We start from the raw sequence: 13,883 nt of genomic DNA on the forward strand, positions 1-13,883 counted from the left end.
CTTAGAACAGAAACTAATAGATACTCATTAACTTTCGTATTTGACAATCATTATCATTCTGAATAGTTTGTCGCACGTCGTAGGAAGCTTCCCCTCATGGGGTGCTCCCTTTCCCGTTCGAGACAAGGTGATTTCCATGGCGGAACAACTATCCACAAGTAAGTGCGATTCACCATTACTCCAGGCGTTCGTCGACAACCGCAACATCCTCGTGAAGATCGCGGCGCGCATCACCGGCTGCCGCTCGCGCGCCGAGGATGTGGTGCAGGATGCCTTCTTTCGGCTCAGCGCCGCCCCACAGATCACCTCGTCGTTCAAGGCGCAGCTCAGCTACCTGTTCCAGATCGTGCGCAACCTGGCCATCGACCATTACCGCAAGCAGGCGATGGAGCTGAAATACTCCGGCAGCGAAGAGGAAGGCCTGAACGTGGTCATCCCGAACGCGTCGCCCGAGGCCACGCACATCAACCTGGCAGCGCTCGAGCACATCGCTGCCGCCCTTAACGAACTGCCCCAGCGCACCCGCTATGCCTTCGAGATGTACCGCCTGCATGGCGTGCCGCAGAAGGACATCGCCAAGGAGCTGGGGGTCTCGCCGACCCTGGTCAACTTCATGATTCGCGATGCCCTGGTGCATTGCCGCAAGACTGCCAACCGGCAGACTTGATAGACAGCGTCGCCATCTTCGCGGGCACCCCCGCTCCCACAAGCTTTGCGCTGAGCCAGGGGCCTGCGCGTCACCTGTGGGAGCGGGCGCGCCCGCGAAGCAGGCGACGCGAATTCAGACCAGCTTGCAGCGCTCGAAGAACCGCTCCCGCCCCAGAATCATCAAAGCCGCACGCTTGTGCGGGAAGTCGAATTCCTTGTCGCAATGGAAGCACTGGTCGTGCATGTAACCGATCATCTTGCCGTTGTCGGCACGCGGCTCAGCCACTACGCGCTGGGTGCGCGGGTCGTCCAGGAACAAGTAGTGCACCAGCGCTGACATCCAGCTGGCGACCTTGTGCGGACCACGGTGCGCCTCCTCCCCCACCAGCATGTGAATGCCTCGGTCGTAATCGTCGGCCGAATAGAACGGCGCAATGCGATCCTCCTTGGCCCAGTACGCCTCGAAGTAGGCGAACGGCTGGTCATCGAAGCAACCGATCAGGGTCAAGGCATGTGGGTCGGCCTCAAGCTTGCTCAGGTACTCGCGGTGCTGATCCAGCGAGCCTGCCTCCTGCCAGAATTGCTCTACCCGCGGGTTGTTCTGCCAGCGATTGAAACGCTCGAGATCCTGGTCGATTTCCAGGGTACGCAGCGATACCCAGGCGCCCAGGCGCGCATCGAAGCGGCGATACACCTCGCCACGCGGCTTGGGTGCCCGGCGCGGGTGGCGCTTGCCGTTGCTCAATTGCATCTGTTGCGGGTAGACACCCCCTGCCGAGGCGCCCAGCCACGGCTGTGACAACTGCCAGAACAATGCGCGTTCGCACAGGTAGACACCCGACTGCTCAGTGGCCAACAGCAAACCACTGGCCAATGCCTCGGGCAGGCGCTCGGACAGATGCACAACCAGGCGCTGGCGCGCCGGTTCACGGGACAGCAGCCAGTAGCACGCCGCCCACACCGCTTGCTGTGGGCGCTCCGAACACAGGTTCTGCACATGGACTTGCAGCGTATCGCCCGGGGCCAGGCGCACCAGGATCAAAGGCCGGCCTTCGAGGGTCAGGCTCAGCCAACCGTCGCCCTCCTCGGCTTTCAGGCTGCGCCAGCGTGGCAATGACAAGGGCTGCGAAGCGGCATCGAACGGCATGGTATTGGCTCACGGCAATAGGGAAGAAAGGCTCACCTTTGATGACGTGCCCCTACCGGTGGAATTTAGTCGTTCGGCGCAGCGACGGTGATGCGGTAGGGCTGAAAGATACGCGTCAGTTCACCGCTATTGCGCAAGTCATCCATCAGCTGGGCGAACTTGCGATCGCTGATCGGTGAACCGGGGCGCAACAGGGCGTAGTGGTGATAAAGCTGATCGATGCGCTGCGAAGCAATCAGCTTGTCGAGGCTGCCAGGGTTGCGGGCCAGGAAGTCGCTCAGGTACGAGCGCGTGACCAGGGCAATGTCGGAACGGCCGGCCTGGACCATCAGCAGGTTGCTGTCATGGGAGTAGGTCAGGGTCGCGTTGTAGGTCTTGCGCAGGTAGTTGGGGTCGGAGTTGAAGTTGGCGAAGGCGTAGTGGTAACCGTTGAACAGTGCCAGGCGCTTGCCACCCAGGCTATCGAAGTAATGTTGATCAAGGCCATTGGCCTTCCTGGCGACGAACACTTCGGCATCCTCCAGGCCCATGTCCACCGTCTGGTGGGGGATCTGCTGCCAGCCCCATTCGGGGTTCTCGAAGATCGCCATGTCGGTGCGGCCTTGCTGGAAATCACCAAAACGCCGCTGAATGGAAGTGGGTACCAGGACGAAATGGTAATCCTGCTGCAGGCGGTTCAGGGCTTCGACCAGCTGGGGCAGCAAACCGGTGTCGGCGCCCTGCTCCGGGCGCACGGTATAAGGCGGGAAATGTGCGGCGCCGATCTTCACGTCGATGGCCTCGGCGGCCCACGCTGGCACCGCCAGCCAGGCTGCAGCCAGCATCAACAGGGTGGAAATTGCCTTCAGGCCGGGCGCTGGAGTCAAAGCGGACGCTCATCACGGTTCATACCTGGATGCGCCTAAGCTAGGCGTTTTCCTGGCACGGCACAACTGCTGGTTATGCCAAAGTGAGGGCATTTTGCCAAAGGATGCCGTGTGGCCAGACATTGGCTACGCTGCTTTGGCATGTATGGCGAGGGAGCCTGGTATGGGCCACTGGTTGGTGATCGACCTGGAAGCCACCACCGATGACGGTGGCTGGCCGGTCACGGAGATGGAAATCATTGAAATCGGCGCCAGCCTGGTGACCCGCGAAGGCCGTGAAGTAGACCACTTCCAGCGCTTCGTGCGGCCCCGGCGGCGGCCGCAGCTGACACCGTTCTGCCGCGAGCTGACGCACATCAGCCAGGCCAGCGTCGACAGTGCCGCGGCCTTCCCTGAGGTGTGGGCGCATTTCGAGCGCTGGCTGGGGCACCATCGCGGGCAGCTGCAGGCCTGGGTCAGTTGGGGCGACTACGACCGCCAGCAGCTGCTGCAGGAGTGGCGCCAGCATGCGGTCGACAGCCTGCTGCGCGAGCTGCCGCACATCAACCTCAAGCAGCGCTTCGCCAAGGCCCGCCACTTGCAGCGCCCGGCCGGACTCAATGGTGCGCTGCAACTGGCGGGCATGCACTTCTGTGGGCAACAGCACCGGGCCCTGGAAGATGCCCGCAACACTGCGCGCCTGCTGCCCTTGAGCCTGCCCGCGAACGGCACTTGAAAGCAGATGACGGGGCGAATGGGCTTGGGCATACTGGCCAGCCCTTTTTTCGCCCCCCATTCTTTCAGGAGTCGCCCATGTTCCAGGTCAACGAGTACTTCAACGGCACCGTCAAGTCGATCGCCTTTGCTGGCGCAGATGGCCCTGCCACTGTGGGCGTGATGGCCCCGGGCGAATATGAGTTCGGCACCGCCAAACGCGAGATCATGCACGTGGTGTCCGGCGCCCTGACCGTGAAATTGCCGGGCAGCGACAACTGGGAAACCTTTAACGCTGGTGACAAGTTCAACGTACCGGCCGACAGCAAATTCCAGCTGCAGGTGAAGGTGGATACCGCTTACCTGTGCGAGTACCGCGATTAATCTGCCCAAGCAGGGTGAGAGTGTTCAGGGTCAATCGGCCCTGTTGGCTTCAACCCCTGCTAACTATCTTCAGGTAAATCAGTTAAGCAATTTGGGGCTGCCTAGCGGCCCCAATGTGCCTTTACTGACTGGCATTACCCTTCAGGATGCCTTGCATTCAAGCGCCAGCAAAAGCCTCACCAGCAAGACTCAGCGCCTCGACCTGCGATTACAACTGTTGATAAAACACCGCAACTCAACAAACCGACCGTGTGCGCCTGGACAAGCTGCACGTTTGCACATCCACTTGGGTTTTATCTTGGACTGGCAGGGACAGGGTATTCACGACGCAGCGAGCGGTTTTATCGGTCATCACGCGGATGTCCCCCTCCCGCAACAAACGCTGCTTCGTTGCATCTGGAGTATAATACCGACGCCGAACATTAAATACTCCCCCATTATGCGTTAGCATAATCAACACCCCTCACCACCTTGACGTATTTATCGCTTATATTGCGCGTTCTCGTCCTGAAACATCCGCAGACCTGACGATCTAACCTCAACTGACAGGAACAGTGCTATTTACAACGCAACGAGCGGTTTTATTGGTAATCATGCGACTATCCTCATCCAGAATCATATTCTTCCTGATTGCATCAGGGGAACCGTACTTGCGCCGAACATTAAATCCCCCACCCCATCGCGCATCTGCATAATCAACACCCCGCATGACTTTGGCATACTTGTTACCCGTTTCTTCGCCTTTATAAACAGGCACAGGTGGCCCCTGTGGATTCAACACAGGAGAAGTGCGATAATAATCTGGATCATACCAGTCACTTACCCACTCAAATCCATTGTCAGACATCGCATACATCCCCAATGGATTGGGTGGAAATTGATCAACCGGGAGCGATATTAGACCATCAACCTTCCAACCCAATGCCTTGGCAAACTCTTCTCGGTCTCTGATCGTAGATATATTGATACCTTGCGGCCCTCCGCTTCCGTCACGGTTATACGACTCATCGGTTATCTTGTAAGTACCATCATCAGTGGCGACCGCAAGAAATTGCCCTCTGCTCCGAGCGGCGTACTCCCATTGGGCTTCATTAGGCAGTGAGAATGGAAGACCACTTACAGTGCCAAGCCAACTACAGTATTTTTCAGCTTCATGCCAATCAACATGTGCAGGAAGTTTTTGTTCACTGCGCATGAGTATGAAATATTTATAATCCACATCTTCATCTTCGACATCTGCTAATGACAGCTGATTTGCCATCAAATAAAATCCATACTCCTCATTTGTCACCTTAAATTTCGACATGGAAAAGCTACTAAGCTCCACTTCATGAAGCGGCTTACTATTTACATTGGCGTCATATTGAATTTTTTCCGGCCCATACTCAGCACCGAAATCCCCCATCAGGTATTTGCCACCCTCAACATACACCTGCCGCTCGACTACCTTCTCAACAAAAGCCTCAACCCTTTCAGGATCCACTTGCGGAACACTAGCTACATTGCTGATGACTTCCTGGCCGCACCCACCAATAGCTGAAGCGACCAAAACGAGACTCATATTCAGATACGCCCTCATACTTCCCCCCACCTAGAATCAAATTCACTGCAACCAGGGCCAAAACTACAGCGCTCAGGAAAATCTGGATTAACACCGTGATTCAGCCTGTAGTATCCCGCTCTACTTATTGCAAACGCCCTCAGTGCTCTCGTCCTGAAAAATCCGTGAATCTGACGATCCAACCTCAATTGACAGGAACAGGGCTATTTACGACGCAACGAGCGGTTTTGTCGGTAACCACCCGAAAACCCTCATCCCGAAACATACTTTTCGTGGTTGCATCAGGGGGATCGTATCGGCGCCGAACATTAAAGCCTCCGCCCCATTGCGCGTTGGCGTAATCAACACCCGCAGGACCTTGGCATACTTATTATCCGTATCTTCTCCTTTATAAACGGGCGCAGGTGGACCCTGTGGATTCAGGACAGGAGAGGTGTGGTAATAATCAGGATCATACCAGTCACTCACCCATTCAAATCCATTATCAGACATTGCATACAGCCCTAATGGGTTGGGTGGAAAACGATCAACCGGGAGTGATGTCAAACTTTGAACTTTCCATCCCACAGCCTTGGAAAACTCCTCTCGATCTCTGATCGTAGAAATATTAATACCTCGTGGACCGCCACTCCCATCGCGATTGTAGAACTCATCAGTTACCTTATAAGTACCATCATCCGTGGCGACGGCAATAAATTGCCCTCTGCTCCGAGCGGCGTATTCCCACTGGGCTTCAGTGGGCAGTGAGAATGGAAGACCACTGACCACGCCAAGCCAATTGCAGTATTTTTCAGCCTCGTACCAGTCGATATGTGCAGGCAACTGCGGATGACTGCGCATGCGCTTGGAGTTTGTATACTCTGCAATTTTATCCTCCACACCATCAAAAGGCAGCTGATTTGCCAGCAGGTAAAAATCATACTCCTCATTCGTCACCTTGAACTTCGACATGGAAAAACTACTGAGCTTAACCTCATGAAGCGGCTTACTGTTCACATCAGCATCATATTGAATTTTCTCCAAACCATACTCAGCACCGAAATCCCCCATCAGGTACTTGCCACCCTCAACATACACCTGCCGCTCGACTACCTTCTCAACAAAAGCCTCAACCCTTTCAGGATCCACTTGCGGAACACTAGCTACATTGCTGCTGACTTCCTGGCCGCACCCACCAATAGCTGAAGCGACCAAAACGATACTCATATTCAGATACGCCCTCATACTTCCCCCCACCTAAAATCAAATTCACCGCAGTCAAGGCCAAAATTGCAACGATCAGGAAAATTGGGTTAACAGCGTTATTTACGCCTGTAGTATTCCGTTCCACTTATCGCAAACGCCATTTTCGCCCTGACACATCCGCGAACCTGACGATCTAACCTCGACTTACAGGAACAGGGCTATTTACGACGCACCGAGCGGTTTTATCGGTAATTATGCGAATATCTTTATCCCGAAACAAATTTTTTGTGGTTGCATCAGGGGGACTGTACCGGCGCCGAACATTAAAACCTCCTCCCCATCGCGCATCAGCAACATCAACACCCCTCATGACTTTGGCATACTTGTTAGCCGTTTCTTCTCCTTTATAAACAGGCGCAGGTGGCCCCTGTGGGTTCAACACAGGAGAGGTGCGGTAATAATCGGGATCATACCAGTCACTCACCCACTCAAAGCCGTTGTCAGACATCGCATACAGCCCCAATGGATTGGGTGGATATTGATCAACCGGGAGTGATATCAGGCTATCAACTTTCCAACCCAATGCTTTGGCAAACTCTTTACGATCCCTGGTCGTAGAAATATTGATACCTTGCGGCCCTCCACTTCCGTCGCGATTGTAGAACCCATCGGTGATCTTGTAAGTACCGTCATCCGTGGCAACCGCGAGAAACTTCCCTCTACTCCTAGCTGCGAATTCCCACTGGGCTTCAGTAGGCAGTGAGAATGGAAGACCACTTACAGCGCCAAGCCAACTACAGTATTTTTCAGCCTCGTACCAATCGACATGTGCAGGAAGTTTTTTCTCACTGCGCATGAGCATGAAATATTTATAATCCACACCTTCACCTTCAATGTCGATTAATGGCATCTGATTTGCCATCAAATAAAAATCATACTCCTCGTTCGTCACCTTAAATTTCGACATAGAAAAACTACTAAGCTCCACCTCGTGAACCGGCTTACTGTTTGTATTGGTATCATATTGAAATTTTTCCGATCCATACTCAGCACCAAAATCACCCATCAGGTATTTACCACCCTCAACATAAACTTGCCGCTCAATAACCTTCTCAATAAACACTGCAAGCTTTTCAGGATCAACTTGCGGATCAGTAGCCACATTGCTTTTAACTTCCTGGCCGCACCCGCCAAGAAAAGTAGCCATCATGACAAGACCGATACTTAGATATCCCCTCATCCCTCTCCCCACCTAAAATCAAATTCATCGCCCAAGGGTCTAAATCTTTTGCGACCTGAAAATTTGTGTTAACACCGCAATTCAGCCTCTAGCATTCCGTTTCATTCATCGCAAACACCATCATCGCCCTAGCACATTCGCGAACCTGACGATCTAACCTCAATTGACAGGAACAGTGCTGTTTACGACGCAGCGAGCAGTTTTATTGGAGATGGAGAGAACAACTTTATCCCGCCATTTTTCCTGCCTCGTTACGTCTGGATTGGAATAATATCGATGAACATTTACTCCGCCCCCCACTGCGCATTGGCATAATCAGCGCCCCGCATTACTTTGGCGAACTTGTTATCCGTGTCGCGACCCTGGTAAACGGGCGCACTAGGCCCTTGAGGATTCAACTCAGGAGATTTGCTGTAATAATCAGGATCGTACCAATCACTGACCCACTCATAGCCATTATCAGACATGCCGTACAGTCCGAGGGGGTTGGGTGGAAAACGATCAACCGGTAGAGATACCAATAGATCTGACTTCCACCCCAGAGCCTTGGCAAACTCTTTTCGGTCTCGCGATGTTGATATATTTATGCCTTGCGGACCACCACTGCCATCTCGATTGTAAAGCTCATCGGTTATTTTGTAGGCCCCATCATCTGTAGCTACGGCAAGAAACTGCCCCCTGCTCCGCGCCGCGAACTCCCATTGTGCTTCAGTAGGTAATGAGAAAGGCAACCCACTTATAGCTCCCAACCAATTGCAGTAGTTGTCAGCCTGATACCAATCTACATGCGCAGGCAATGTAGGGTCAGCACTCAAAACCGTTAGACGCCTAGAGTCTGTACTCTCCGCATCTTCCGCAGGCAAGAGAAGACCATTAGCTTTTAAATAAAACTGATATTCCTCATTCGTCACCTTGAAGCGCGCAATCGAAAAGCCACTTAACTTCACCGGATGCAGAGGCTTACTATGCTTATGAGTATCGTACTGAATCTTCTGCTCTCCAAATTCGACACCAAAATCCCCCATCAAAAACTCCCCCCCATCAACGAAAACCTGACGCATAACTATCTCTCTAACAAAATCTTCTACCTCTCCAAGTTCAGCGCTCGACACACTCAAGTCATCATCGCCGACTCCCTGACCACAAGCGCCCAACATCGCAAGAATTAGAACGGACGGCACAAATATAGCGACCCTCATCTTATCAACTCCACCTAAAGTCAACTTCTCGACATCCCAAGCCAAAGTCGCATCGATCAGGATAACTTGGATTAATGCCACTATTGAGCCTGTAATACTCAGTATTATTCATCGCAAGCGCATAGCCCACATTACTTTCCGCCCTGATGCACTGCCGAACGGAATACAACTCATCCTTTGCTTTGCGCAGATCATCATCGCGATTTAAGCCAAGCTGCAGAAACTCTACTAAACCTCGCTCTTGTTTTTCTTCGACAATCGCTTCGTCCCCATTGCCGGCCCGACTATGCCCATCAACCGTCACCCGACAGAGAACTTTGCGCCACTCTGCAAGAGTTTGAATACTTCTCAAAACCCAGACAACTGCTTCCTTTCGCCGCTGATATATATCAAGCATCACACCAACACCGCGATTATCAGGATCAAGAACGTCCCATTTGCTATGCCTGGTCAACAAATAAATCAGAATACCTTTAGATTCCGGAGTAAACGCCAGCATTTCCAAGCGCCGGGATATTGTATTTTCTGCCAAGGCATTCCTTTGCCTGGAAGATTCAATATGCTTCACCGAGCTATCTGCTAATACGCGCAATCTATCTCCTAGACCCTCAAGCACGCCCTTCAAGTCATTAGCCGTTTCAGAATATTGGCGATACATATTAAAACCAACACTGGCAAAACCGAGCACGCAGAGTCTGCTATAAATACCAAAAGCGTCTTCATCAACAACAGAAAAGAACCCATAATCCAACTGATGAAGCTGATAGACCAACCACGCACCAAACTCCGCAATCGAGTTAGTACCCACCTCAAAAATAAGCCCGCCCTTTGCCCCGTAGCCCCAACACAGGCTGGCAGCAACATGAAAGCAAAACTTGCCGTTAATGAACGTGCAGTGAAACTTTCCACTCGCGCCAACGCCTGCCAATCCGCCTATATTCGGCGCAATCGTGCAAAAGTCTGTGAACTTGCCACTGGACGTCAGCCTGGTCGCTGTCCAGTGCTCCGGGTCGATCGGCCCTGCCGGTTTCAACCACTGCAAACTGCCTTTCAGGCTGCCCTCTGCCCGAGCCCCTGCAAATGCCTGACCGGTAAACTTCAGTCCCTCGTCTTCGGCGTCCATCTGCTGGTGAAACACAGCTGCTTTGGTGCGCCGCGTTTCGAAGCGCGGCAGCCGCCCACCCGGTTGGCCGGCCAGCATCTGCTTGTCGCCTTTGACCACCACCTGCAACTGGCCTTCCAGCACTACCGACGCACCGATGAAGCCGGTCAGCTCCGGTTCGATCAACAGGCGCATCCGGCCCATGTCGAAGGTTTGGCCTTCACCGTGGGCGTAGGCCAGCGACCAGCCCAGGCGATCCGGTACGTAGGCCTGAGTGCTAACCGTTGCCGAGGCGATGGAGAAGCTGGCCTTGGCACCGACATTGACCGCTGCCTGGCCCTTGGCGGGGTCGAACTCGGCACTGGCGCCCACGTTGGAAACAAGGCGCATGAACTGGGCGCCGGCCGAAAAATCGATGTTCTCGCTACCAAACAGCGCGCCGCTGGTCGTTGCACTTTCGTTCCAGCTGTCCGCCCAGTCGAACAGCGTCAGGTCCTTTTGCAAGTCCTCCGGGTTGAAGTCAGCACCGGTCCACTTCAGCACGTCGGCCAGTTCAAGCTTCAGCTTCGGCCACTCCAGGTTCTGCAACTGTTGCCGTAACAGCTGCGTATCAATGCGGGTATTGCCGCGTTTGTCCTTGCGGATAAAGCTCTGCTGGCCGGTTTTCTTATCTTTGGCCTTGAGCGACTTGCTGCTTAGCTTTCCACCCTGCTTGTTTGCGTCGTAAAAGCTCTTTTTCACATAGGCATAGCGAATGGGCTTCTTGCCCCGCTTGCCCTTGCTGTTCTGGCCGCTGATCGGCAGCAGCTCGACCACGTCCTCGTAGGCCATGCCGTTTTGCGAGAACATGCCCAGCTTCTCGTGTATCGCCTTGCGCTGTTGATCCACATTGTCTTCGGCAGCGGCAATTGCGATTTCGTGTTGGTCCCGCGCCAGCGCCGAAAGGCCTTTCAGCGAACCGGCCATGTAGGCCTCAAGCACTTCCTGATACCTGGCTTGCGCCTCGTGGAAGTTGCTGATGCTGGCCTGCATGCCACGCCAGTGCGTTTCAAACCTGCCGGCCTCCATGCCGGCAAGGAATACCAGTTCTTCGGTGTCGGGGCGGAAGTAGCACTGCGCGGCTTTGTGGTAGGCAACCACTACAGTGCCCTCTCTACTGGTCACTTCTTCTGCGTGCGGTGCTTCTGCCTGGCTATCGTTGGTGGACTCCATGTTCACTCCATCGTCAGTTTGAGAGCCTGTGAATCAAGCTCGTAACGAGTAGCCCTCGCTACCATCTTCTGCCAACAGGCGGGGGCTGGTAGACGCAGTACTGCTTGCCACACCCGAGCGGGGCCAGGTGTGGTTCCAGGGTGGTTTCATAGCAGGAAGCGGACAGACGCATGAGCCCGGTTATCACCCCATACGAAGTCCGCAGAGGCATCACCATGGATGTGTTGGCTATGGTTGAAGATCAAGCGTGCGGTTTCAGACATAACGACCCCTGAACGGAAACTGCATTTCCCAACTCCTCTGCGACAACTTGGCGCCGAAAGGAGAAGAATTTCCGTTTACATTGGCCTGTACTTTGTTGATAGTCCATGCGAGGCAGGCGATTAGGAAGGTTCCCACATAGCAGGGTAGTTTTTCCTACAAATAAGCCCGGATTTGATTAGATTAGGCGGCGATCAATGTACGAAACCCCACCGCTATTCTTGTAAAAAAGCCACAACCCGCTCCGCCGCCGCCTGCAAATGCTGCTCATGGCTGAACCCCGAGGCCTTCAACGGCTTCAGGTCATGGTCCCCCGCCACTAGCCAGCTCACCTCGATCGCCGGCGACAACGCATACCCCGCCACCGCCTCGCGGTTACCCAGCGCATCGCGCTCGCCCTGCACGATCAACGTGGGCGTCTTCAGTTCGGCCAGGTGCTCGACGCGAGGCTTCTCCGGCTTGCCCACCGCATAGAACGGATAGCCCAGGCACACCAGCGCATCGGCCCCCAATTCGTCGGCCAACAGACTGGCCATGCGCCCGCCCATGGACTTGCCGCCCACCGCCAGCTTGCCCGCGACCAAAGGTCGCACCTGCCGGTACACCTCGCGCCAGCATTCCAGCAACACCTTCCGCGGGTTCGGCGGCCGCTTGCCGCCAGTAACCCTGCGCTCGGCCATGTACGGGAACTCGAAGCGCACTACCGCTACCCCAAGCGCCGCAAGCCTTTGCGCCATTTCGTCCATGAACCCGCTGTCCATTGGCGCACCTGCGCCATGGGCCAGGATCAGGCAGCCCTTGTAGCCGTCTTTACCTTCAACCTGCGGAGGATCGCAGCGCAAGCCTGGGACATTTCCGACTTGCGCCCATTGATCCCCGTCAATACCGGCACTTTGCCCATTACTCATGCTTGCCTCGCTGTAAAGCCTGCCAAAATAACCGTGGATGGGAACCCATACATGAACACAACCAGCAGTACCGCCTATAACTACAAGGTGGTCCGCCAATTCGCCATCATGACGGTGGTGTGGGGAATCGTCGGGATGGGGCTCGGCGTCTTCATCGCCGCCCAGCTCGCCTGGCCTTCCCTCAACTTCGACCTCCCCTGGACCAGCTTCGGCCGCCTGCGACCCCTGCATACCAATGCGGTGATCTTTGCCTTCGGCGGCTGTGCGCTGTTCGCCACCTCCTATTATTCGGTGCAACGCACCTGCCAGACCACCCTCTTCGCACCGGGCCTGGCCGCGTTCACCTTCTGGGGCTGGCAACTGGTGATTCTGCTGGCGGCCATCACCCTGCCGCTGGGCTACACCAGCTCCAAGGAATACGCCGAGCTGGAATGGCCGATCGACATCCTGATCACCATCGTCTGGGTGTGCTACGCCATCGTGTTCTTCGGCACGCTGATGAAGCGCACCACCAAGCACATCTACGTGGGCAACTGGTTCTTCGGCGCCTTCATCCTGACCGTGGCACTGCTGCACATCGTCAACAACCTGGAGCTGCCGGTCAGCCTGACCAAGTCGTACTCGGTCTATGCCGGCGCCACCGACGCCATGGTGCAGTGGTGGTATGGGCACAACGCAGTGGGCTTCTTCCTGACCGCCGGCTTCCTGGGGATGATGTACTACTACGTGCCCAAGCAGGCCGAGCGCCCGGTGTATTCCTATCGCCTGTCGATCGTCCACTTCTGGGCGCTGATCACCCTGTACATCTGGGCCGGCCCCCACCACCTGCACTACACCGCGCTGCCGGACTGGGCGCAGTCGCTGGGCATGGTGATGTCGCTGATCCTGCTGGCGCCCAGCTGGGGCGGCATGATCAACGGCATGATGACCCTCTCCGGGGCGTGGCACAAACTGCGCAGCGACCCGATCCTGCGCTTTTTGGTGGTGTCGCTGGCGTTCTACGGCATGTCCACCTTCGAAGGCCCGATGATGGCCATCAAGACGGTCAACGCCCTGTCCCACTACACCGACTGGACCATTGGCCACGTGCACGCCGGCGCCCTCGGCTGGGTGGCGATGATCTCGATCGGCGCGCTGTATCACACCATCCCGAAAGTGTTCGGCAAGCAGCAGATGCACAGCCTGGGCCTGATCAACGCGCACTTCTGGCTGGCGACCATCGGCACCGTGCTGTACATCGCCTCGATGTGGGTCAACGGCATCGCCCAGGGCCTGATGTGGCGCGCGGTCAACAGCGACGGCACCCTCACCTACTCGTTCGTGGAAACCCTGGTGGCCAGCCACCCAGGTTTCATCGTGCGCTTCGTCGGTGGCGCGATCTTCCTCAGCGGCATGTTCCTGATGGCCTGGAATACCTGGCGCACCGTGCGTTCGCCAGCGCTTGACGCTGCCCCTGCGAACGCCCAGCTGGCTTGAG

12 protein-coding genes are annotated in these 13,883 nt (G+C 55.3%); 4 read left to right on the forward strand and 8 right to left on the reverse strand.

What is annotated here, in order from left to right:
* The first annotated feature begins 136 nt into the window (after window positions 1-136).
* Entirely contained in the window at window positions 137-667 is a 531-nt protein-coding gene (locus APH28_RS06780) for an RNA polymerase factor sigma-70 (RefSeq protein ID WP_060508198.1), read from the forward strand.
* Between the two features lie 114 nt (window positions 668-781).
* On the opposite strand, the gene APH28_RS06785 is transcribed toward APH28_RS06780, so the two are convergent.
* Window positions 782-1,795: a GNAT family N-acetyltransferase gene (locus APH28_RS06785; RefSeq protein ID WP_060508199.1), complete on the reverse strand. Its 1,014-nt coding sequence runs from the start codon at window positions 1,793-1,795 to the stop codon at window positions 782-784.
* Window positions 1,796-1,860: 65 nt separating this feature from the next.
* Window positions 1,861-2,661 carry an ABC transporter substrate-binding protein gene (locus APH28_RS06790; RefSeq protein WP_060508200.1) on the reverse strand — a complete coding sequence of 267 codons (801 nt, stop codon included), beginning with the start codon at window positions 2,659-2,661 and terminating at the stop codon, window positions 1,861-1,863.
* Window positions 2,662-2,824: 163 nt separating this feature from the next.
* Here APH28_RS06790 and APH28_RS06795 point away from each other — a divergent pair, with 163 nt between their 5' ends.
* Complete coding sequence (locus tag APH28_RS06795) at window positions 2,825-3,376, forward strand: exonuclease domain-containing protein (RefSeq protein WP_060508201.1); 552 nt, start codon at window positions 2,825-2,827, stop codon at window positions 3,374-3,376.
* Between the two features lie 77 nt (window positions 3,377-3,453).
* Complete coding sequence (locus tag APH28_RS06800) at window positions 3,454-3,738, forward strand: pyrimidine/purine nucleoside phosphorylase (RefSeq protein ID WP_060508202.1); 285 nt, start codon at window positions 3,454-3,456, stop codon at window positions 3,736-3,738.
* A gap of 538 nt (window positions 3,739-4,276) precedes the next feature.
* Here APH28_RS06800 and APH28_RS27840 read toward each other — a convergent pair.
* The 6 genes from APH28_RS27840 to APH28_RS06825 form a co-directional block, all read right to left on the reverse strand.
* A complete protein-coding gene (locus APH28_RS27840; protein WP_177334232.1) occupies window positions 4,277-5,299 on the reverse strand; it encodes an SUMF1/EgtB/PvdO family nonheme iron enzyme in 1,023 nt (340 codons plus the stop codon).
* A 207-nt stretch (window positions 5,300-5,506) separates the two neighbouring features.
* Complete coding sequence (locus APH28_RS27845) at window positions 5,507-6,505, reverse strand: SUMF1/EgtB/PvdO family nonheme iron enzyme (protein ID WP_177334233.1); 999 nt, start codon at window positions 6,503-6,505, stop codon at window positions 5,507-5,509.
* A 172-nt stretch (window positions 6,506-6,677) separates the two neighbouring features.
* Window positions 6,678-7,694, reverse strand: a complete 1,017-nt coding sequence (locus APH28_RS27850; RefSeq protein WP_218186516.1) for an SUMF1/EgtB/PvdO family nonheme iron enzyme — start codon at window positions 7,692-7,694, stop codon at window positions 6,678-6,680.
* Window positions 7,695-8,008: 314 nt separating this feature from the next.
* A complete protein-coding gene (locus APH28_RS06815) occupies window positions 8,009-9,004 on the reverse strand; it encodes an SUMF1/EgtB/PvdO family nonheme iron enzyme (RefSeq protein ID WP_156340869.1) in 996 nt (331 codons plus the stop codon).
* Window positions 8,928-11,237 (reverse strand): hypothetical protein, encoded by a 2,310-nt coding sequence (locus APH28_RS06820; RefSeq protein WP_060508206.1) that lies wholly within the window; start codon window positions 11,235-11,237, stop codon window positions 8,928-8,930. Before APH28_RS06820 ends, APH28_RS06815 begins: the two co-directional genes overlap by 77 nt.
* 476 nt (window positions 11,238-11,713) lie before the next feature.
* Window positions 11,714-12,406, reverse strand: coding sequence for an alpha/beta family hydrolase (locus APH28_RS06825; RefSeq protein ID WP_060508207.1), 693 nt, complete (start codon window positions 12,404-12,406; stop codon window positions 11,714-11,716).
* A 51-nt stretch (window positions 12,407-12,457) separates the two neighbouring features.
* On the opposite strand from APH28_RS06825, the gene ccoN reads away from it, so the two are divergent.
* Window positions 12,458-13,882, forward strand: coding sequence for a cytochrome-c oxidase, cbb3-type subunit I (gene ccoN / locus APH28_RS06830; RefSeq protein ID WP_060508208.1), 1,425 nt, complete (start codon window positions 12,458-12,460; stop codon window positions 13,880-13,882).
* Window position 13,883 lies beyond the last annotated feature (1 nt).

Source organism: Pseudomonas sp. NBRC 111124 (assembly GCF_001320245.1).
Taxonomy (GTDB): domain Bacteria; phylum Pseudomonadota; class Gammaproteobacteria; order Pseudomonadales; family Pseudomonadaceae; genus Aquipseudomonas.